23 protein-coding genes and 1 riboswitch are annotated in these 21,569 nt (G+C 42.5%); of the genes, 15 read left to right on the top strand and 8 right to left on the bottom strand.

What is annotated here, in order from left to right:
- Positions 1-14: 14 nt before the first annotated feature.
- Complete coding sequence (locus ACFPRA_RS24245; protein ID WP_381440529.1) at positions 15-839, bottom strand: MetQ/NlpA family ABC transporter substrate-binding protein; 825 nt, start codon at positions 837-839, stop codon at positions 15-17.
- A gap of 143 nt (positions 840-982) precedes the next feature.
- A riboswitch (SAM riboswitch) is annotated at positions 983-1,096 on the bottom strand.
- A 273-nt stretch (positions 1,097-1,369) separates the two neighbouring features.
- On the opposite strand from ACFPRA_RS24245, the gene ACFPRA_RS24240 reads away from it, so the two are divergent.
- The gene (locus tag ACFPRA_RS24240; RefSeq protein ID WP_381440527.1) at positions 1,370-1,792 is read left to right on the top strand and encodes an SRPBCC family protein; all 423 of its coding nucleotides are present in this window, start codon (positions 1,370-1,372) and stop codon (positions 1,790-1,792) included.
- A 172-nt stretch (positions 1,793-1,964) separates the two neighbouring features.
- A complete protein-coding gene (locus tag ACFPRA_RS24235; protein ID WP_381440525.1) occupies positions 1,965-2,438 on the top strand; it encodes a DinB family protein in 474 nt (157 codons plus the stop codon).
- Between the two features lie 55 nt (positions 2,439-2,493).
- Here ACFPRA_RS24235 and rbsK read toward each other — a convergent pair whose 3' ends face one another.
- Genes rbsK through ACFPRA_RS24220 form a run of 3 tightly spaced genes read right to left on the bottom strand, consistent with a single transcriptional unit; the run spans position 2,494 to position 5,539 of the window.
- Positions 2,494-3,375, bottom strand: a complete 882-nt coding sequence (rbsK, locus tag ACFPRA_RS24230) for a ribokinase (protein WP_381440523.1) — start codon at positions 3,373-3,375, stop codon at positions 2,494-2,496.
- A gap of 34 nt (positions 3,376-3,409) precedes the next feature.
- Entirely contained in the window at positions 3,410-4,345 is a 936-nt protein-coding gene (locus tag ACFPRA_RS24225; protein ID WP_381440521.1) for a nucleoside hydrolase, read from the bottom strand.
- A gap of 12 nt (positions 4,346-4,357) precedes the next feature.
- The gene (locus ACFPRA_RS24220) at positions 4,358-5,539 is read right to left on the bottom strand and encodes a NupC/NupG family nucleoside CNT transporter (RefSeq protein WP_239391909.1); all 1,182 of its coding nucleotides are present in this window, start codon (positions 5,537-5,539) and stop codon (positions 4,358-4,360) included.
- Between the two features lie 695 nt (positions 5,540-6,234).
- On the opposite strand from ACFPRA_RS24220, the gene ACFPRA_RS24215 reads away from it, so the two are divergent.
- Positions 6,235-6,888, top strand: coding sequence for a ribonuclease H family protein (locus ACFPRA_RS24215; protein WP_381440519.1), 654 nt, complete (start codon positions 6,235-6,237; stop codon positions 6,886-6,888).
- Positions 6,889-6,915: 27 nt separating this feature from the next.
- Complete coding sequence (locus tag ACFPRA_RS24210; protein WP_381440517.1) at positions 6,916-7,209, top strand: RNA polymerase alpha subunit C-terminal domain-containing protein; 294 nt, start codon at positions 6,916-6,918, stop codon at positions 7,207-7,209.
- 59 nt (positions 7,210-7,268) lie between these two features.
- Here the strand turns inward: ACFPRA_RS24210 and ACFPRA_RS24205 are convergent, their stop codons facing one another.
- Both ACFPRA_RS24205 and ACFPRA_RS24200 read right to left on the bottom strand, forming a co-directional pair.
- A complete protein-coding gene (locus ACFPRA_RS24205; RefSeq protein ID WP_381440515.1) occupies positions 7,269-7,934 on the bottom strand; it encodes a DUF3885 domain-containing protein in 666 nt (221 codons plus the stop codon).
- A gap of 187 nt (positions 7,935-8,121) precedes the next feature.
- Positions 8,122-8,496, bottom strand: a complete 375-nt coding sequence (locus ACFPRA_RS24200; RefSeq protein WP_381440513.1) for a hypothetical protein — start codon at positions 8,494-8,496, stop codon at positions 8,122-8,124.
- 506 nt (positions 8,497-9,002) lie between these two features.
- Between ACFPRA_RS24200 and ACFPRA_RS24195 the strand changes: the two genes are divergently transcribed.
- The 7 genes from ACFPRA_RS24195 to ACFPRA_RS24165 all read left to right on the top strand — a co-directional run bounded on the left by ACFPRA_RS24195 (position 9,003) and on the right by ACFPRA_RS24165 (position 16,297).
- Positions 9,003-9,959: a sugar kinase gene (locus ACFPRA_RS24195; RefSeq protein ID WP_381440510.1), complete on the top strand. Its 957-nt coding sequence runs from the start codon at positions 9,003-9,005 to the stop codon at positions 9,957-9,959.
- Positions 9,960-9,995: 36 nt separating this feature from the next.
- Positions 9,996-10,613, top strand: coding sequence for a bifunctional 2-keto-4-hydroxyglutarate aldolase/2-keto-3-deoxy-6-phosphogluconate aldolase (locus ACFPRA_RS24190; protein WP_381440508.1), 618 nt, complete (start codon positions 9,996-9,998; stop codon positions 10,611-10,613).
- A 14-nt stretch (positions 10,614-10,627) separates the two neighbouring features.
- On the top strand, positions 10,628-11,704 hold the full coding sequence (gene uxuA / locus ACFPRA_RS24185; protein ID WP_381440505.1) for a mannonate dehydratase: 1,077 nt from the start codon (positions 10,628-10,630) through the stop codon (positions 11,702-11,704).
- Positions 11,701-12,537 carry an SDR family oxidoreductase gene (locus ACFPRA_RS24180; protein WP_381440503.1) on the top strand — a complete coding sequence of 279 codons (837 nt, stop codon included), beginning with the start codon at positions 11,701-11,703 and terminating at the stop codon, positions 12,535-12,537. The genes uxuA and ACFPRA_RS24180 overlap by 4 nt, the downstream gene beginning before the upstream one ends.
- Positions 12,538-12,637: 100 nt before the next feature.
- The gene (locus tag ACFPRA_RS24175; protein ID WP_381440499.1) at positions 12,638-13,639 is read left to right on the top strand and encodes a LacI family DNA-binding transcriptional regulator; all 1,002 of its coding nucleotides are present in this window, start codon (positions 12,638-12,640) and stop codon (positions 13,637-13,639) included.
- An 82-nt stretch (positions 13,640-13,721) separates the two neighbouring features.
- The gene (locus ACFPRA_RS24170; protein WP_381440496.1) at positions 13,722-15,059 is read left to right on the top strand and encodes a gluconate:H+ symporter; all 1,338 of its coding nucleotides are present in this window, start codon (positions 13,722-13,724) and stop codon (positions 15,057-15,059) included.
- A 185-nt stretch (positions 15,060-15,244) separates the two neighbouring features.
- The gene (locus tag ACFPRA_RS24165; protein WP_381440494.1) at positions 15,245-16,297 is read left to right on the top strand and encodes an LLM class flavin-dependent oxidoreductase; all 1,053 of its coding nucleotides are present in this window, start codon (positions 15,245-15,247) and stop codon (positions 16,295-16,297) included.
- A gap of 75 nt (positions 16,298-16,372) precedes the next feature.
- Here ACFPRA_RS24165 and ACFPRA_RS24160 read toward each other — a convergent pair whose 3' ends face one another.
- The gene (locus ACFPRA_RS24160; protein WP_381440491.1) at positions 16,373-16,828 is read right to left on the bottom strand and encodes an RNA-binding domain-containing protein; all 456 of its coding nucleotides are present in this window, start codon (positions 16,826-16,828) and stop codon (positions 16,373-16,375) included.
- 258 nt (positions 16,829-17,086) lie between these two features.
- Here ACFPRA_RS24160 and ACFPRA_RS24155 point away from each other — a divergent pair, with 258 nt between their 5' ends.
- The 4 genes from ACFPRA_RS24155 (at position 17,087) to ACFPRA_RS24140 (ending at position 20,728) form a co-directional block, all read left to right on the top strand.
- Positions 17,087-18,064 (top strand): 2-hydroxyacid dehydrogenase, encoded by a 978-nt coding sequence (locus ACFPRA_RS24155; RefSeq protein WP_381440489.1) that lies wholly within the window; start codon positions 17,087-17,089, stop codon positions 18,062-18,064.
- 356 nt (positions 18,065-18,420) lie between these two features.
- Positions 18,421-19,275, top strand: coding sequence for a basic amino acid ABC transporter substrate-binding protein (locus ACFPRA_RS24150; protein ID WP_381440487.1), 855 nt, complete (start codon positions 18,421-18,423; stop codon positions 19,273-19,275).
- Between the two features lie 75 nt (positions 19,276-19,350).
- Positions 19,351-20,019 carry an amino acid ABC transporter permease gene (locus ACFPRA_RS24145; RefSeq protein WP_381440484.1) on the top strand — a complete coding sequence of 223 codons (669 nt, stop codon included), beginning with the start codon at positions 19,351-19,353 and terminating at the stop codon, positions 20,017-20,019.
- Positions 20,006-20,728 carry an amino acid ABC transporter ATP-binding protein gene (locus tag ACFPRA_RS24140; protein ID WP_381440482.1) on the top strand — a complete coding sequence of 241 codons (723 nt, stop codon included), beginning with the start codon at positions 20,006-20,008 and terminating at the stop codon, positions 20,726-20,728. Before ACFPRA_RS24145 ends, ACFPRA_RS24140 begins: the two co-directional genes overlap by 14 nt.
- A 48-nt stretch (positions 20,729-20,776) precedes the next feature.
- Here ACFPRA_RS24140 and ACFPRA_RS24135 read toward each other — a convergent pair whose 3' ends face one another.
- On the bottom strand, positions 20,777-21,568 hold the full coding sequence (locus ACFPRA_RS24135) for a putative hydro-lyase (protein WP_381440479.1): 792 nt from the start codon (positions 21,566-21,568) through the stop codon (positions 20,777-20,779).
- Between the last annotated feature and the right edge of the window lies 1 nt (position 21,569).

Below are 21,569 nucleotides of genomic sequence, written 5' to 3'. Positions count from 1 at the left end.
AACATTCGTTTTCATTACCAAGAAGGAATGAGAGATCCATCAAATCGTTCTTCGATAAATTTTTTCACTTCTTCGGAACGATATAAATCGACAAATTGCTGAATCACTTCATCATCTTTTGATTCGGCCCGAACAGCGATAATGTTCACGAACGGAGAATCCTTCGGTTCAATGAAAATGGAATCATTTGCCGGAGAGAGTCCCGCATCGATTGCGAAGTTCGTGTTGATCGCTGCTGCGTCAAGTTCAATTAATTGACGAGGGATTTGTGCTGCATCAAGTTCAATGAATTGGAAGTTCTTTGGATTGTCAACAATGTCATTGACTGTCGCGTTGGAGTCTAGACCTTCTTGAAGTGTAATCATCCCCGCACTTTCAAAAAGCATCAGTGCGCGTCCACCTTGAGTCGGATCATTTGGTAAGCCGATTTTCGCACCTTCAGGCAGTTCGCTTACATCTTTTACTTCGTTAGAGTAAATACCCATTGGGAAAGTGACTGTTTCACCTACAGAAACAAGATCCAAGTTCCGGTCTTTTTTCATTTGTTCAAAGAAAGGAATCGTTTGGAAGATATTCATATCAATCTCACTCTCGGCTAAAGCAACGTTCGGCATTACGTAATCAGAAAATGGTTGTATTTTAATTTCAAGACCATCTTTTGCCGCCAGTTCTTTCACTTTTTCAACGATTTCTTCGTGTGGACCAGCAGTGACACCAATGGTTAGAACCCCATCACTTAATAAGCTTTCTGTTGCGTCTTGGGACTTGTCCTTGCCACCGCATGCAGCAAGTGCTGTTAAAACTAAAATGAGTAATGCTGTAAAAAGTAACTTCTTCATAACACTTCTCCGATCTATTGTTTTTCTTGATGCTTGGTAAACTAAAAAGCTTGAACAGCGAATTACTGACAATTTAGTAGAAAATAACAAAAAACCTCTCAAAATGAGAGGTTCATAAGCATTGGAATAAACGCTGACGTCCTCTCTCATTTTTCAAAACAATTACGTTTTGCAGGATTTAGCACCTTTCCATACTAGATTGTATGGTTGGTTGCCGAGCTTCAATGGGCCAGTCCCTCAGCTTCTCTTCATGAGAGATATATGTTATGTCAATAATACTGTTGTAAAATACTATACTGCATCTGAGTAGCTTCGTCAATCAGTATTCAGAAAAAATGTTGTTTGAATTAGAAAAATGTCGAAAATTGGCGTATAACAGATAATGGATTCTAATGCGATGGTAAAGCATGTCTAAACTTGGCTCTCGCCGTTTGTTTTTAGTCGCATGTTTTCGGATAAACTAAAAAAGGAATAGCTGTTAGAGATGACGAATTATAAAAAGAATAACTTCGAAAAAAGGAGCGGAAAAGATGGATGCGAATCATTCGGGAATAACAGTTGAAGCAATTGTGCATGCGCCAGTGGAGAAAGTATGGGAATTTTGGACAGTGCCTGATCATATTACGAAGTGGAGCAATGCCTCTGATGATTGGCATACGCCATATGCTGAAAATGATTTACGGGCCGGAGGGAAATTTGTTTCCAGGATGGAAGCGAAAGATGGAAGCTTCGGTTTTGACTTTGGGGGCATTTATGACGAAGTACGTGTTCATGCATTCATTTCCTATACATTAGAGGATGGAAGAAAGGTTGAAATCACCTTTGTCCCCCAAGGAAATGACACAAAAGTGATTGAAACATTTGAGCCCGAAACGATGAATCCGATTGAAATGCAACAAGAAGGATGGCAGGCGATTTTAAATAATTTTAAAAAGCACGCGGAGCAACAATAATTTCATACGTATCATAAAAGGTGCCAAGTACAAGCGTTAATGTATTTGGCACCTTTTATAACGATTTGTTCGTAGCTGATTTAGATGTTTGGACGCTAACAGTCAGCAAATTGGACAAGGAAAATACCAATAACTACAATTGAGTGGGAACACTATGAAGGAGTGATTGAGTATGTATCGTAAGGTAGAAGACTTTTTAGAGGATTGGACAGTGTCATCTGAAGGAACTGCTAATGTGATGAGAGCAATGACAGATGAAAAACTTGATCAAGCGATTGTAGAAGGTCATAGCTCGCTTGGCTGGCTGTCGTGGCATTTGGTTGGCGCAGCGGGGGCTTTCGGCCATTTTGCTGGTTTCCAAGTTCAGGGACCAGGTCAACAAGATCCTCAACCACAAAGTGCGCAAGAAATTGTTAAGAGGTATGAAACACTCGCACAAGCGATTAAGGAAGAAGCAACGAAACTGACCGATGAAGACCTACTCGGGGAAGTTACCGGTTTCACGGGGCCAACTAAACGCGGGAAATTATTAAGCATGCTCATCAGCCACGAAACACATCATCGTGGCCAAATGACTGTCCTTCTTCGCCAGGCGGGGTTAACTGTCCCACCTATCATGGGTCCGACAAAAGAAATGCAAGGTTAATGAAATAGGCGCCAACTTCTAATCCTGTTTAGGATTGGAAGTTGGCGCCTTCGATTTATTGTTCTAAACTCAAACGTTCCCATACAGATTCCAAGGAAGGCATGCCATTCTGGGCTCCTTTTTTCTCCACAGAGAGGGAAGCACTCGCATTGGCAAATTTTATAGCTTCTTCTATTCTCTTTCCTTCCGCGATAGCAACGGCGAAACTACCGTTAAATGTATCACCGGCACCGGTTGTATCGACCGGTGTTGTTTGGAATCCTCGGATGAATTGATGCTGTTCTCCGTCATAGAAACGAGCACCTTTGTCCCCCAATGTTACGATGAGTTTATTCGGATATTGTTCCAATGCTTGTTCGATGTCATCACCGAAAATATGTCTGCACTCCGATTCGTTCGGCGTCAAATAAGTGGCCAAGTCGATGAATTCTTGTTTGAAATGGTCGACAGGTGCCGGATTTAAGACGACAGGGATCTGATGTTCCTGACAGATTTCTAGCGCTGTATGAACAGTCTCCGTCGGTATTTCCAGCTGGATGACGACGAGTTCACTGCCGATGATCTCCTGTTTCACTTGTTCGATATGACCAGGTGTCAGGCGGTTATTTGCACCGGGAACGACAATGATTCGGTTATCGGCCTCTGAAACAATGATGGAAGCGATGCCTGTCGTTTCGTCAGGGATTGCAAAGACATGATCCGTTTTCACGTTTTCTTGTTGTAAGGAAGCCAAGGCCATCTCGCCGTATTGATCGGTGCCGCAAGCGCCGATCATTCGCGCTTCCTTTCCCAGTCGCGCAATGGAGACGACTTGGTTTGCACCTTTTCCGCCGAAAAACGTTGAAAACGTATTGCCTAACGTCGTTTCCCCTTTTTCAGGTACATAGTCCGTTTCAACAACCAAATCCATATTAATGCTTCCGATTACGGTAATCATATGCTCACCTCACTTAAAGGTTATACGAATGCCCTTAATTTGAGTACTTCTTAAGCGCCTCGATCATCAGTTTCCAAAAACCATCTACATCAAGTTCTACACCGAATTTCGCATTCACTTCTCTGCCTGTGACTCCGTGCAGATCCACTAATGTCGTTCCCGCAGTAAATTCACCTTTTGTTTCCACCGCAATGTTGACTTCTTTCATCGTAAGTAATTCCGGTGCGACCAAATAGGCAACAGTGAGGACATCATGGACCGGTGCGCCGTCAAAATCGAACATTTCTTTATAGGTCGATGCAAAGAAGACTAATAGCTCACCGACGATGTTCGCAACACGATTGTCGATTTGATTCACTTGCTCGATCACTTCTTTTGTCGCCAACGCTTGGTGTGTAATATCAAGTCCCATGACAACAGTCGGAATGCCACTTTCGAACACTTTTCTCGCTGCTTCTGGATCCGCCCAAATATTAAACTCTGCAGATGGTGTCCAGTTACCGAAAGTGCCGCCGCCCATCAAGACGATTTCTTCGATGTTTTCTTTAATTTCCGGTGCTTTTGTGAGCGCTAAGGCGACGTTTGTCAACGGTCCTGTCGGAAGAATCGTCACAGGTTCGTGTGATTCTTTGACCAATCGGATGATCGTATCTGCTCCATGTTCTTCACTCCAACTGCGGGATGGTGCCGGCAGTTCCGGACCATCCAAACCTGAATCCCCGTGGATACCCGGTGCTGTTTCACGTAACCGAACCAATGGCTCGCTTGCCCCTTTAGAGACGATGACGTCCGTTAAAGAAACCAAGTCACAGATTTTTAATGCATTATCCGTTGTTTTTTCAATTTCGGCATTGCCTGATACGGTTGTTATTGCTAGAATATCCAATTCAGGCTGTGCTGCTGCTAAAATGATCGCAATCGCGTCATCATGTCCTGGATCACAATCCATAATAATTTTTCTTGTCGTCATTGTTATTCCCCCTTACATAATTAGCCCGATCATTGTTCCTGAAATGACGGAAGCGAGTGTCGCTCCCAATAGTAGTTTTAATGCGAATTTTGAAACATAATTTCCTTGTTTTTCACTGATTGATTTGATGGAGCCTGAAACGATACCCACGGTTCCGAAGTTCGCGAAACTCACAAGGTAAACGGATACGATAGCAATCGTTTTGTCGGAAAGATTCGAAGAAATCTCGCCGAAATTCAACATCGCTACGAATTCATTCGTAATGAGCTTGGTCGCCATAATGCCACCTGCTTGTACCGCTTCACCCCAAGGAACCCCCATGAGGAAGGCGATCGGTGCAAAAATATAGCCGATCATTGTCTGGAAGGAAATTTGGAAGATTCCTTCAAACATTACATTCACCAATTCCATTAGGGCTATAAATCCTAAGAGCATCGCCGCAACGACAATGACGACTTTAAAACCGTCCATGACGCTATCGCCAATCATTTGGAAGAAAGGAACTCGTTTCGTTTCTTCAATTTGCATAAGGTCTTCTTTTTCATCTAGATCATACGGGTTAATAATATTTGCGACAATTAGCGCACTGAAGATATTGAGCACAACAGCCGTCACAACAAATTTCGGCTCCAGCATCGTCATATAAGCTCCAGCCATCGCCATACTGATCGCGCTCATCGCGGACGTACAAATGGTGTACAGTCTTTTTTGCGTTAAAAGCGGAATTTGTTTAGTGATCGTTAAGAACACTTCGGGTTGTCCAAGGACAGACGTTGAAACGGCAAAATAGCTTTCCAGTTTACCCATTCCTGTAATTTTGCTTAAAAACAAACCTAAATATTTGATGATGAATGGCAGTACTTTAATGTAATTCAAAATACCGATCAACACTGCCATGAACACCAGAGGTAATAGTGCTACAAAGAAAAACGTTGTAGCCCCTTCATTGACCATGCCGCCAAAAACAAATTGAATACCTGCATCTGCAATTGCCATTAAGTTTTCAAAAAATACGCCTATTTTGGTAATCGCAATGAGACCGATATTCGTATTCATCATGAGAAACACTAATACAATTTGGATGGCTAACATGAGCAAAATACGTTTATATTTTATTTTTTTACGATCATTACTAACTAGGAAGGCAATACCAAAAACGAGCAAGACTCCAGTGAGTAAGAAAAGAATGTTCAAGTGAATCCTCCTTTTTCGTCAGCGCTTACATTCTTTACGGGTTACCGAATTTTAGACGGTCGAGTTATGAAAAATATCTTTTCGATAGGGGAGCCTCCTAGAACAAAGTACAAATGAACTTTCTTTATTTTTTGACAATAGTTTTCTTTGTAAACACATGTTTAGTATACGCTTTCACCTATAATTGTCAATGTCTATACAAAGAGTCAGATGAGTGGGAATAGAAAAAATACCTTATCCATGTTAAGTTCCCGGACAAGGCATTTTCAAACATCATTTAATTAGATTCAGCTACAGAAGTCTCCACTTCTATAAGCGGCGGGAGGAATGCCAGAAATGCAGTCAATTCAGTGAGTGTTTTGAGGCGAAGGGGCCGCGTCCAGAAAATAAGGTTAATCGAACCCTTCAAAATCCAGACGCCATTACACCGAGGTGTGATTGATAGGTTTTGAAACATCTCCAAAAAAGTTATAAGCCCCAATATAAAACATGCAAGTACTTTTTAGCAACCTTTTTTATTCAAAAGGCTTGGTTTCTGTGTTATGGAGTTCCAAAAATGCCTAGTTTTCATACAGACGGTTTGTCATGGGGACATAGGGCGAACCTAGAAAATCATAAAATTAATAAATGAAAAGGATGCATTTCGGAAGAGAAGGGGAATGAATATAAAGACTGACAGTGATGGAGGAATTGCGATGAATGTATTAATTGAATGGCTATACAGATCACCGAAGGGATTGGAGACCGCGTTTCGATCGGAGGAAATGGCGGCGGCACAAGCTTTAGTGATTGCCGAGGATTTGGAGAAGACCGGTCGTGCAAAAAACGTGCAGTTCGTTGATCGGTTTGACAGTTCGTGGACGGTTAAAGAACTGAAAAGTTATTTGAAAGGAATCGAAACGGAGCCGCATAATATCACGGTATATTTTGACGGTGGTTTCGACCAGATGACAAAAGCAGCGGGGTTGGGATGTGTCATCCATTATGACCAAAGCGGAAAATCATATAGGTTAAGGCGGAACGCTTCGATTACTGGACTCACATCGAATAATGAAGCGGAATACGCGGCGCTTCATCTATGCTTGCAAGAGCTTGAAATGTTGGAAGCCCACCATTTGCCGGTCAAGTTTTTCGGTGATTCCCGAGTCGTCATCCATCATCTGAGCGAAGAATGGCCGGTGATTGAACAGACTTTATCCAACTGGGCAGACCGGATCGAAGCAAAAATGAAAACCCTTGGCATTGATCCGGAATATGAGCTCGTGTCGCGAAAAGCGAATACAGAAGCGGATCGGCTCGCTACGCAGGCATTGAAGGGCATTGAGATTACAGCTACGATTGAAAGATAATTGAAAGGAGAAAGGGGATAGTGCAGCATGACGAAATCAGAGAAAACATTAAGAGTTTGCGACAACGGGCATGAATACTATAAAAGCAGTGATTGTCCGACATGCCCGATTTGTGAGCAAGAACGGAAACCCGCTGATGGATTTCTATCAAACCTATCCGCGCCAGCCCGACGCGCGTTGGAGAGTAATGGAATCACGACTTTGGAACAACTATCCAATTACAGTGAAAAAGAAATTTTGACATTTCACGGTATGGGACCTGCTTCTTTGCCCAAACTGAGGGCTGCCTTGGAGGAAGAAGGATTAAGTTTTCGAAAATGAAAAAAAACTACCTGATTTTAATATCAATCTGAATTGGCTGAGGATCAGGTAGCTTACATTCAAAACAACAAGTCAATCTGTTCTCGGTCATAATCCAATATCCACTCATCGCATTCAGTATATAATGTACGTAAATCTTCCTTATTTGCTGCAATGACATCGCAACCCCGGTCGTCATAAAGGTGATAAATCATTTTCCTCGTTACATTGACAAAATAGATGTCGTACCCCGCGGCCATATTTCGCCTCAATATTTGTGTTGGATGCGGAAAGTCCTCATAGCTGATAGCTACTAATAGTTGGAGGTACCGTATGTCGCTTTTTTTGCAGGGGAGAAGGAATCGATGTGTGGCTAATTCATCGTAATCACCATCGTCTTCTTCCTCGAATAGATGCGGCAATATGCTATGTTGTAATTTCTTTAGTAAGTCTTTGTTCTTCACATATTTCCGATAGACGTTTATTGGCCTGTTTTGCAAAAAGGTATTGTATTTATCACAATAGATGTCTGTTATGAGCAATATCTCATCTGCATCTTGAAAGACATGATTAAAAATTCCAATGCTTCTATCTTTGATTTGTTGAAGATTGCTGTTGTCTTCGTGTTCGGCCCCAGGCATGGAAATTTCAAAACGAATGCCATATTTCCAAGAATAAAATAGAGGCGGCCTTAGGATCAGATTGTTAAAATGTTCTTTCATAAAATGATTGACGTTAGCGGTCATAATCATCCTCCATTTCAGTTGTAAACTACTAACAGAATTATTTGAAGTTTCTTTAGCTCACCTTTTCTTCTAAATGGGGTTGCCGAAGTGAATAAGATATTATCCCTATTGGCGTTAACTTCCTTCTGTTTAATGGCACAGCAGAAGCGTATGAGTGCCTTGTTCCTGAAATGAATGATATCAAATTCTACTGATAATGCGTTAAGTAAACAACATCCCCGTTCTTCTTCACATCAAAAATAGCATGATCTTCTACAAGTAAAATTGATGCATTATCTGCGTGATCTGTACCGTCGAAGTAGATGCCAAACTTGTTGTTTTCAGGATAGCCATAAAGATAACAAACGACTTTTCCATCTTTCATAAAAACAATATGATTCATTCCCTCGCTGACCGTTTCGCTAATGTTATCCCACTTATATCCTATCGTTTCATAGATGGATTCTTTTGGAACATAGGGATCAAATGAGTAGACGTAATCCCATTCAAATGGTGTAAAAGTAGACAGATCCACTTTGTCGTCAATCTCTTTTTCCGAGAGTATTTTATTTTTAAGTAACACTAAACTTGAATCCCATATGTCTTTCTTAAATGGATTTATCACTAGTAAACTTACACAACCTAACAATAGTATGAAGGCTACTATATTTTTTCGTTTCATGGTTTAGCTAATTCTCCTCATTTTTTAATAATGTATAAAGATTCACAACTACATTTGTAAATTTCGTTAATTATCCTGCGTTAGTATGACGAATAGAAAAATGAAAGGTTCTAACTAGAGCCCACTGGCCCTCAGCTTCCCATGACGACGCCTTCTATCGGCTCTAACTCAGTTAAGTAGAGGGGTAATTGATTTTTTGAAAAATTACTTGTATTTGCTGAAATGTTCGTTTATACTGGCACTGAAGCAATAAACTAAACCGATTTAGTCCTTAGAAGAATGAGAAATAAAGAGAAAAGAAATGCTAATGAGAGAGTCGGTTTATTTTTTTATAGATTTTAACTAAATCGGTTTATGAAACCGATTGCAACTAGAGTAAAAAAGCGTCAAGAAAAGGAGGAAATAAGTTGTCACCACAATTTGCTGTCTTAACAATCGGTGATGGTCTTATTACGTTGAATCCACACGAAAACGGCCCGCTTCGATTTGTATCTGGCTTTTCCCGTAAAGTGGGAGGGGCGGAACTGAATTTTGCGATTGGATGCGCACGCTTAGGGCTTCAATCGAAATGGGTAAGCCGATTAGGAAATGACGAGTTTGGCCGTGTTATCTATAATTTTGCACGTGGAGAAGGCATCGATGTGTCGAATGTCGAGTTTGTAGAGGGGTATCCTACTTCGCTGAACTTCAAAGAGATTCGGGAGGACGGTTCCGGGAAGACATTTTATTATCGCCAGCAATCTCCGATTCTTACATTGAAACCGGAAGATATGACAAAAGAGTTGCTTGAAGGTATTGATATGCTTCATCTCTCAGGTGTTTTCCTATCGATAGATCCGGGGAATAGAAAGATTATCGAACGTGTGTTGAAACTGGCGAAAGAAATGAGCATTCCTGTTTCGTTTGATCCGAATCTGCGGTTGAAGATGTGGACCATCGAAGAAGCCAGAACCACATTTGAAGAAGTATTCCCTTACGTCAATATTTTACTGACAGGTCTTGATGAGATTGAACTGATTTTAGGGGAATCATCGGAAGAGGCGTTAGTGGAATGTGCAGAGCGTTTTAATATTGGTCAGTTTGTTATAAAAGATGGTGCCAATGGAGCGAGGGCATATATAGATGGAAACTGGTACGAAAAAGAGGCGTTTGTCGTCAAACCGATTGATACTGTCGGGGCAGGTGACGGGTTTGATGCCGGGTATATTTATGCTTATTTGAATGGTTATTTACCGGAAGAAAGATTAGAGTTGGCCAACGGGGTAGGCGCATTGGTCACGACCGTTTCCGGAGACAATGAAGGTCTGCCTTATTTGGATGAGGTATTGCCGTTTATCCATAAAGAAATTGTCATTGAAAGATGAAACCTGTTACCAATTCAAATAGGAGGAGATCGAATCATGTCGAAGTATGTTGTCCATGCACTAATAGAAAAATCCAAAGTCGTGGCGGTCATTCGTGGTCGCGATGCCGAAGAAGCCGTTCAGCTATCCAAGGCAGCAGTGGATGGAGGAATCCATGTCATTGAATTGACTTATACAACGCCACAAATTCAAAAGGTTTTTGAAGAACTTCAACAGACAGATGCCCTATTGGGGGCGGGAAGTGTTCTTGATGCGGAAACAGCACGGCATGCCATTCTGGCCGGTGCAAAGTTTGTTGTCAGTCCACATTTCAATGCGGAGACGGCACGTATTTGCAACCGATACGGCATTCCTTATTTTCCGGGATGTATGACGATCCGTGAAATGGTGGAAGCACTTGAAGCGGGTTGCGATGTACTGAAACTGTTCCCCGCAAATAACTTTACGCCCTCTTTCATCAGCTCTGTGAATGGACCGTTGCCGCAAGTGAGCATTATGCCGACAGGCGGTATCAATCTGGATAATATAAACGAGTGGTTAGCTGCAGGAGCAGTAGCCGTTGGAATTGGGAGCGATTTGAATAAGGCATTCAAATCCGGTGGTTATGATGTAGTCGTGGAGTTGGCTCGGCAATATATGAACAAAATTTCGTGAAAAGGAGTGGCATGATGAATATCACATTTCGTTGGTACGGCAGGGACAATGATACGGTCACGCTTGAACAAGTGAAACAGATTCCGGGCACAAAAGGAATTGTCTGGGCGCTACATCAGAAGCCGGTCGGTGAAGTTTGGGGAAAAGAAGAAATTAAAAAAGAAATCGATTATATTCAATCATTTGGTTTCCATACGGATGTCGTTGAAAGTGTGAACGTCCATGAGTCGATCAAATTGGGCAACGAAGACCGTTATTGGTATATTGAAAATTACAAAGAGACGATTCGTAATTTAGCCGAATTTGGCGTAAAAGTCATCTGCTATAACTTCATGCCAATTTTCGACTGGACGCGCACGGAAATGTTCCATCCGCTTGAAGATGGCTCAACAGCGTTATTTTTTGAGAAAGCGAAAGTCCATGGGCTGGATCCACAAGAATTGATCCGAACGGTCAGTGAAGCATCCGATTTGACGTTGCCTGGTTGGGAACCAGAGAAAATGGAACGCATCACCGAACTTTTTGAAGCGTATAAGGAAGTTGACGAAGAACAATTGTGGACGAATCTGGAAGTATTTTTGAAAGAAATCCTTCCGGTCGCTGAAGCTTGTGGCATTAAAATGGCGATTCATCCGGACGATCCACCTTGGTCCATATTCGGCCTACCACGCATTATTACGGGCGAGGAAAGCTATGAGAAACTCATTGCCATTTCGGACTCAGCTTCCAATGCATTCACGATGTGTACAGGTTCAATGGGGGCCAATCCGAATAATGATATGGTTCAAGTGGCAAGGAAATATGCTTCCCGCGCGCCATTCTCTCACATACGTAATGTGAGAATCTATGATAATGGGGATTTTGTGGAAACCTCCCATTATACACAGGATGGTTCTATCGATATTAAAGGTGTTGTCGAGGAATTACACCGACAAAATTACGATGGATATGTCAGACCAGACCATGGCCGTCATCTATGGGGAGAAGTGTGCCGACCAGGTTACGGATTATACGATCGGGCGTTAGGGATCATGTATTTACTCGGATTATGGGATGGCTATGAGACGAAGAAAAAGGATGGTGTCCTATGATACCGATCCATGAAAACTTAAAAGAACGTGTTGCTGTCATAACGGGTGGAAGCGGTGTGCTTTGTTCGGCAATGGCGCTTGAATTGGCGCGCCAAGGCGTCAAAGTGGCAATCTTGAACAGAACTGCTGAAAAGGGGCAGCAAATTGTCCAGCAAATTCAAGAAGATGGCGGGACAGCAATCGCTATCACCACCGACGTTTTGGACAGGATATCCTTAGAGCGGGCGAGAAATGAAATTGTTGCACAATTCGGTCGAGTAGATGTACTTATCAATGGCGCTGGAGGAAATCATCCGGATGCCATTACGGATCCTGAAGTTTTTAATGGACAGGAAACGACAAAATCATTTTTCGATTTGGACGAAAGTGGTTTTGAAAATGTATTTTCAACGAATTTCACAGGCACTTTTTTAGCAACGCAAGTATTCGGAACAGAATTGCTGAAGGCTGAAGCGCCGAATATTATTAATCTGTCTTCCATGAGCTCGTACACACCTTTGACGAAGGTGCCGGCTTATAGTGCGGCCAAGGCAGCTATCAATAATTTCACAATGTGGATGGCGGTCCATTTTGCAGAGACTGGATTACGGGTGAACGCGATTGCACCAGGATTTTTCCTAACTACTCAAAATCGGGATCTGCTTTTGGATCAGGAGGGGAATTTAACAGCCCGTTCGAACAAGATCATTACGGCTACACCGATGAAGCGATTTGGAAAACCGGAAGATTTGCTTGGTACACTACTTTTCCTGATCGATGAAACTTGTTCTGGCTTTGTGACAGGGACAACGATTCCTGTAGATGGAGGATTTATGGCTTACTCGGGGGTATGATTCCCGATCAGTCGGAATTTCGCTTTTTTCCCTATCGCACTGGTGAAGAATGCCTATCTTGATTATGATAGGGAAAGAAGTTGAAATGGAGATGAATCGAATGAAAAAAATAACAATAGGCGATGTCGCCAAGCATGCGAATGTATCAAAAAGTACTGTTTCCCAGTATTTGAATAAAAGATATGAATATATGAGTGAGCGGACACGTGAACGGATAGCGGTATCAATAGAAGAATTGGATTACCGTCCGAATATCGTTGCCCGTAGCTTAAAACAAAAATCGACATTTACGATTGGCGTGATTGTGGCCAATATTTTACACTCATTTTCGACCCAGATTATTCGCGCTATTGAAAATAAGTTTCATGAAAATGGGTTTCATATTATCGTTTGTAATGCGGATGATGAACCTGATAAGGAAAAAGATTATATCGAGATGTTGATGGCGAAACAAGTAGACGGGATGATCATTTTTCCTACAGGGGGGAATATGGACCTCTACAATCGTATGAAAAAATCGAAATTTCCAATTGTGTTCATGGATAGGATCATTGCTGACAGTGAGATTGAAACCGTTGCGCTTGATAATGAGCAGGCCGCAAAATTGGCGATTGATGAGTTCGTGGAAAGCGGTTACAGGGATATCGCCATTGTCACAACATCGATCATTCGAAATATCAGTCCGCGTTTAGAGCGGATCCAAGGGTATAAAAATGCGCTGGAGTATCACCAAATACCGATTAATCCAGCTTATATCAAAACGACAGACGCGGGTATGATCAGCCAGGCATTGGAAGAATTGTTTTCCTACGAGAAACCGCCAGAAGCCCTCTTGGCTGCCAATGATATCGTATTGATGGCAGTGCTGACGTACGTTAAAAAACAGGGGCTGAAAATCCCAGAAGATCTTGCAGTAATTGGGATTGACGAAGTACCATTTGCGGTTTTTTATACACCTTCACTAACGACTATTTCGCAACCGACGATTGAAATGGCTAATCTGGCTGTAACGTTATTGATGCAACAAATCGACCAAGAAGAAAAGGGAAAACCGCAGGTACATCGTTTACAGCCGACACTGATCAAAAGAGAGTCCTGCTAATAGAATCTTTCTACAAGATTCTATTCACAATGAAGATAAATCGGTTTAGTACAATTATATTTTAACTAATGGGGGAAAAGTTATGGAATGGATAATGGATTCATTGCCAATTATATGGGTTGCAGTTGGGGTTGCATTGCTTCTATTTATGAATATCAAGCTGAAGATCAATAGTGTGTTAGCTTTACTAATTGTTGCAATTTTTGTTGGGGTTATGAACGGAATGCCATTGACTGCTGTTGTTACAACGATCAAAACTGGTCTTGGCAGTACGCTTGGCAGTTTGGCGATTATTATCGGCCTTGGGGCGGTATTAGGAAAACTGATGGTCGATTCCGGTGCTGCCCAGCGCGTGGCGACGACGTTACTTCGTAAATTCGGGGTTAAAAACGTAGAGTGGGCTATTTTAATTGTCGGGGCGATTTTTGGGATTTCCGTTTTCTATGAAGTGGCTTTCATCATTTTGGCGCCACTTGTCATCAGTATTGCTGTCGAAGCGAAAATTCCTTATTTACGTCTAGGTATGACGATGGTAGCAGCAGCTACTATGGCGCATAGTATTTTCCCTCCACAACCGGGACCTGTTGCCTTGGTAGATGCGTATGGTGCGGATATGGGAATGGTATACATCCTTGGAATTGTCGTTGTCGTTCCAGCTGTGATTTGTGCGGGAATCATCTTGCCAAGATTATTACGCAACTTGGATCTTCCGACTCCGCCGCTATTGAAAAAGACGAAGGAATTTACGGATGAAGAAATGCCAAGCTTCTCTTTAAGTCTGATTGTTCCTTTGATTCCGGCAATTACGATTACTGCTGCAACGATTATCAATATGTTCATAGAGAAAGAAACAACGGCCTATGAAATTGTGAACTTCTTTGGAAGCGCTGAAATCAGTATGATTCTTGCCGTTTTGGTAGCCATCTATGTGTTCGGCATCCGAATTGGACGAACCATGTCCGAAGTGATGGGCTCGTTTTCAAAAGCAATTGAAGGGATTGCTATGATCATCTTCATCGTCGGTTCGGGTGGGGCATTCAAACAGGTTATTTTAGATACGGGAATCGGTGATTATATCGCGGGGATGATGGAAAACACGAGTATTTCTCCGCTGATCATGGCTTGGTTCATCACGGCATTGATCCGAATAGCGACAGGGACAGGTGTTGTATCTGCCATCACCGCTGCTGGAATTGTCGGTCCGTTGATTGAAACGTTCGATGTCAATCCGGTTCTGATGGTTTTGGCGACAGCCGCGGGAAGCAATACGATTACGCATGTCAACGATGCCTCGTTCTGGCTATTTAAAGAGTATTTCAATCTATCTATTAAGGATACTTTCAAAACGTGGGGCTTGCTCCTACTAACCACCTCTTTAGTTGGTCTTGGTGTTGTTCTACTTCTTAGTTTGTTTATCTAATTGGAAAGGATGCCTTGTTCTCGAACGAATTTAAATCGTTTGGGACGAGGCATCTTTTTGTAGATGATTGGAAAGTTCTACTGATTTGTTGGACAACCCCAGAACCTAGTTTCTATACAAGCCATTCTGCTTCAATTATACTTTGAATAGTTATTGTAATGACCGAAAGTAAGGAGGCAATCATAATGGAAATTGGTGTAACGACGTTTGTTGAAACAACACCGGATGTCGAAACAGGGCAAGTGACGAGTCACGCGGAACGGATACGGGAAGTGGTGGAGGAAATCGTCTTAGCGGATCAGGTCGGATTGGACGTGTTTGGGGTAGGGGAGCATCATCGCGTGGATTATGCCTGCTCTTCACCGGCTGTGTTGCTTGCTGCGGCTGCGGCACAGACGAAAAATATTAAACTGACGAGTGCTGTATCTGTCCTTTCATCAGATGATCCGGTACGCTTATACCAACAATTTGCAACGGTCGATGCCATTTCAAATGGCCGTGCGGAAATTATGGCAGGCCGCGGTTCGTTTATCGAATCATTCCCGCTGTTCGGCTATGATTTACAAGATTATGATGCGTTATTTGATGAAAAACTTGATTTGTTGCTGAAGATCAATGAAGCTGAAAAAGTGACATGGAATGGTACCTATCGCCCTTCGATTCATAATTTAGGTGTGTACCCTCGATCGGATCAAGACCGCTTACCGATTTGGATTGCGAGTGGCGGAACGCCTCAATCCGCTGTGCGTGCAGGGGTTCTTGGCTTGCCACTTGTGCTCGCAATTATCGGAGGGAGTCCGCTGCAGTTTGCACGAGTCGTCGAATTATATAAGCAAGCTGCAAAACAGGCGGGACATGATGTTTCGAAACTAAAGGTGGCTTCCCATTCGCACGGTTTTGTAGGGGAGACGACAGCCGAGGCAAAAGACAAGTTTTTCCCATCCACCGCGCAAGCGGTGAATGTGTTAGGAAGAGAACGTGGTTGGGGACCATATACACGTAATACTTTTGAGTCGGCCAGCACTTTGGAAGGCGCTTTGTATGTCGGCGATGCAGAAACTGTTGCCGAAAAAATCATTTTCCTGCGCAAAAATGTCGGTGTTGAACGTTTCATGCTCCACGTACCTGTCGGCTCCATGCCACATCAAGAAGTCATGCGGGCAATTGAACTGCTAGGAACAGAAGTGGCGCCGCTTGTAAAAACAGAAATTGCCCAGTGGGAAGCACAAAATATGTAGTAATCGAGAAGGATGCCTCGGTACGCATACAACGCTGAAGTGTATGCGTACCAGGTATCTAACTGGGGACAACGATCATTCCTCCTCATCTGTAAGCTTGCACGGTAAACACTCTTTTCCTTTCCTGATCGTCGCGGTTCCGTCCAACATTGTATAAGGCGATGTGTCAGGGGAAATGTTCATGATTAAAAGTCTTATCGAATGATTGTTATAAAATATCTCTTCGAATGAAGGCGTCAGTGAAGGTACAGTATTTTCAGCTATTCTTTTTTGTAGCTCGGGGATGTCCACATCGAGTGGGACACCCTTTAATACATTTTCCAATCCTTTTATTCGGTCAGCAACTCCAAAAACAACACTACCTCCACCGCCATTTGCCATACAAACTGCATAACGGATCATTTTTTTTACATTTTCTTCTCTACATCTATCGTTCCATTGTTTGAAATCCAAATCTTGTGCCTCAAAATCATCGGCAATATGATCTTCCAATTGGCGGATGATCTTCATAATTTCACTTTTGCTTTTCATTTCCTTCCCCTCCTTTCCATACTAAACTCATCTATTTCATACAAGTGTACTAACAACTCCGGCAATAGAAAATGACTATTCCAGCCTGTAAGACTTAACAGATTGGATAGAATGACTTGTTCTATTTATATGTGAGCGGAATTGTTACAGTACCATTCCTGTGCCTATCCGATGATCCAATCTGCGTGTGGGGATGGCAGATTTTGTGAAATAGTGCATAATGGAGAGAGTATTCGCGGAAAGGGAAGTGAAGAGAAAATGAAACCCCAAATTTATGTGACGTATCCGATACAAGCCGAGGTAGAAGCGTTTTTGCGTGAGCATTGTGACATCCGTCAATGGCAAGGCGATGGACGGGTGCCGAGAGAAACGCTATTAAAAGAAGTTGCTGAGGTGGAAGGATTATATACAGGCGGTAGCACGATCGTCGGTCAAATCGATGAAGAATTGCTTACACGTGCACCACGGTTAAAAGTCGTGAGCAATGTATCGGTCGGCTATAATAATTTTGACGTGGAAGCGATGGAAAAACATCAAGTCATTGGTACGAATACCCCTCATGTGTTGGATGAAACGGTTGCCGATTTGGCGTTTGGTCTCATTTTATCGACTGCGAGACGCATGGTTGAATTGGATCGCTTTGTGAAAGAAGGAAAATGGGAACGGACGACAGATTACCGAGAGTTGTTTGGTAAAGATGTCAATGGGGCTACAATTGGGATTATTGGAATGGGAAGAATCGGCGAAGCGATAGCAAGACGCGCAAAATTCGGCTTCAATATGGATGTCCTCTACTATAACCGGAATCGAAAACCGGAGGCGGAAGCGAAATACAGTGCAACGTATTGCGAATTGGAAACTTTATTAACGCAAGCAGATTACGTCGTACTGATGACACCACTTACGCCTGAGACCTATCACTTAATCGGGGAAGAGCAATTTAAACTGATGAAAAAATCAGCTGTTTTTATCAATATATCCCGGGGACAGACTGTGGATGAAGCCGCCCTTATCCGAGCGTTGGAGAACGGGGACATCCATGCGGCAGGATTGGATGTATTCGAGCAGGAACCTATAGATCCACAGAATCCGTTGCTCAGCATGTCGAATGTCGTCACGGTTCCGCATATCGGATCTGCGACAGCGCAAACGGAAATCGCGATGGCGATGCGGGCAGCGCAGAATCTCGTAGCGGTTTTAACGGGGAAGGCCCCGCTTGATCCTGTAGGGAAATAAGCAGTGTAATAGAAAGTACATAAATGGGGAGGCATCCTGTAGCAACAGGCTGAAGGAATGCGCCTATACACCAACAGCGTGTAGTCAAGTGACTACACGCTGTTGGTGTAAATAGGACAAAACCGAGCTTGGATACAAATCCAGCCTCGTCTAGTTGATTTAAAGAATGCTTTTCATTCTTTTTATATTATGGTATTGTTAAATAACATGCTTTTCGGAATGGTCTGAAAGAACTGGATAGTTCGATTTGGAATTGCGAAAATCATCAGGAATCCTGGAATACCAAGATAACTAGTAAAGTCAACTTGATATGCATTCTGAAAACATATTTACTAAACAGACAAGGGGGAATTGGTATGAAAAAGACAATGTTATTTATACTACTCGTTTTTGGTTTTGCTTTCGCTATGGCGGCATGTGGAGCAGAAAAACCTTCTACAGAAGGCGATTCTTCTTCCACGCCGGATTCGAACTCTGATGGAGAGAAATTGGTTGTACAGGTGGGGACAAGCCCTACGTATCCACCATTTGAATCTGAGAAACAAGGGGAACTTGTTGGATTTGACATCGCATTGATTGAAAAAATTGCTGAAGTGGAAGATTTTGAAGTTGAATTTTCGACGATGCAATTTGATGGATTGGTTCCTGCACTGAAATCCGGTCAATTAGACGTCGTCGTGGGGGCGCTTTCAATTACGGATAAACGAATGGAAAGTGTTGACTTCTCGAACGCATATTATGAATCCGGTCTTTCTATTCTTACAAAGCCAGACTCCGGGATTACAAGTTTCGATGATTTACAAGGAAAGTTGATCGGTGTTCAAAAAGGTACTTCTTCTTATAACTATATGGTAGCTAATGGCATTAAAGATCAGGATATTAAACAATACGCAGATATTAGTACAGCTTATAATACGATGGAAAATGGCGGGGTTGACGCGATTCTCTATGATAACCCGTCCAATATCAATTATTTAAATGAACAAGAAACAGACGCAACAATTGTCGGTGACATTTTAGCTGGTGAATTTTACGGAATTGCTGTCAATAAAGACAAAAAAGAACTGCTTGAAAAAATAAATGACGGACTTGCTAAGCTCCAAGAAGACGGTACGTATGAACAATTATTTGATGAATATTTAAGGGGCGAAAAGAATGGGCTTATTGAAGGTGTTGTAAAGCCCGAAGAGGTTGTTATATCTGCCGAATGAAGATAAAGGTCAACCGCCGGAATCTCTTATTAACAAGCTGATCATTATAGAATACGAAGAAGGGGGGCGGTGGAGTTGCAAGTTGTTCTGGATAATCTTCCGCAAATACTGGAAGGTCTTAAGTTAACAATCTATTATTCGATTGCCGCGATACTATTAGCTGTTGTTTTCGGTTTGATCAGTGCCTTGATGAAATTATCGAAATCGAAAATGTTACGCGGTGTTTCGACAGTATACATTGAAGTTTTTCGTTCCACGCCCTTATTAGTGCAATTATTTTTTATCGTCTTTGGATTGGCGGGCGTGTTGCCGGTAAACGAATGGTTTGGGCAACGCTCCTATCCGATTATAGCTGCAACGTTAACGCTCGCCTTACATGAAGGCGCATACATTTCTGAAATTATCCGGGCTGGTATACTTGGGGTCGATCGCGGACAAAAAGAAGCGGCAGCCAGCATTGGAATGACGGAATTTAAAATGATGCGTTATATTGTTTTGCCACAAGCTTTTAAAAGAATGATTCCACCGCTTGTGAATCAGTCGGCACAAACGATCAAAGATACATCCCTACTTGCACCGATCGGTATTATCGAATTAGTTTACAGAGGTCAAATTATTATTTCATCCACTTTTGAGCCATTTGCGATTTGGGTCGTCGTCGGTGTTTTGTATTTTATCATTATCTTTAGCGTATCCCAATTTGCTGGTTATCTCGAAAGGAAGATGCAACTTGATAAACGTTGAAAACTTACACAAGTCATTCGGCGAGCTGGAAATTTTGAAAGGGATTAGCACGCAAATCGCTAACAAAGAAGTCGTGGTCGTGATTGGACCTTCCGGTAGTGGTAAAAGTACCTTTCTTCGCTGTTTAAATGGACTGGAAGATGCGACGAGTGGGAAAATTGAAATTGCCGGGATGGAATTGACTTCGCCCAAAACGAATATTTATCAGTTAAGGCAGCATGTCGGAATGTGTTTCCAACAATTTAATCTGTTTAAACATTTAACAATACTGGATAATATTACGATTGGTCCAATGAAAGTATTGAAGAAAAGTAAAGAGGAAAGTGAACAGTTAGCGCGTGAATTGTTAAAAAAAGTAGGGCTGCAAGATAAGGAAAAGAATTACCCGGATGAACTTTCGGGAGGTCAGCAACAACGCGTCGCCATTGCACGTGCGTTGGCGATGAAACCGAAAGTAATGTTATTCGACGAACCGACATCGGCATTAGATCCGGAAATGGTCGGTGAAGTGTTGAATGTCATGCGAGATCTTGCAGAAGAGGGAATGACGATGGTCGTCGTCACTCATGAAATGGGCTTCGCGCGTGAGGTCGGGAATCGTGTCCTTTTTCTAGATGGCGGTTATCTTGTGGAAGAAGGGACGCCTGCTGAAATTTTCGGCAATCCGAAAGAACAACGAACTCAAAGTTTTTTATCAAAAGTATTATAAGAAGTGCCCCGTTCCAAGTTACACTGGATCGGGGCATTTTCATTGATATTATAGCATACTCAATTCCCGGTCTTTTAGGTCGCTGATGAACATATGGCCCGGTGCATGGGTAATCATAATGGAGGGTTTGCTTTGCATGGCGACCGCTTGAGGCGTTACGCCACAAGCCCAAAACACAGGAACTTCGCCTTCTTTAATCGTTACAGCATCACCAAAATCGGGTTTGGAAATGTCTTGGATGCCAATCTGGCTCGGATCGCCGATATGGATCGGGGCTCCGTGGACGCCTGGCAAATTTGTTGTAATTTGGATGGCTCGGATCGCATCTTCAGGCGTCATCGGCCTCATACTGACAACGGTCGGCCCTTCAAACATCCCCGCTTTTTCACATTGGATATTCGTTTTATACATCGGAACATTGCAGTTTTCCTCGATATGCCGGATCGGAATACCGTTTTCAAGCATCGGTGTTTCAAAGGTGAAGCTACAACCGAGTAAGAAGCCGACCATATCGTCTTCCCAGTACTCCGTAATATCCGTCACTTCCTCTGTATAGACACCATCTTTGTAGATACGATATTTCGGGATATCTTTTCGAATATCAGCGTCCTTGGCAATTTTGCTTGGATGGAAAGAGCCTGGCTCCGTGACATCGAGCAATGGGCAAGGCTTTGGATTTCGTTGGCAAAATAAAAGAAAATCAAAAGCATGCTCTTTTTTCAAAATGACTAAATTGGCCTGGGCAAAACCTTTGGACATCCCGGCAGTCGGTCCAGTAATTTCTTGTTTTCGAATCAATTCCCTAATTTCAACAGGTGAAATCATAGCATAATATATCATC

Origin of the sequence: Sporosarcina soli, from assembly GCF_042655805.1 — a bacterium.
Taxonomy (GTDB): domain Bacteria; phylum Bacillota; class Bacilli; order Bacillales_A; family Planococcaceae; genus Sporosarcina; species Sporosarcina soli.
This window is presented reverse-complemented; position numbering and strand designations above follow the sequence as displayed.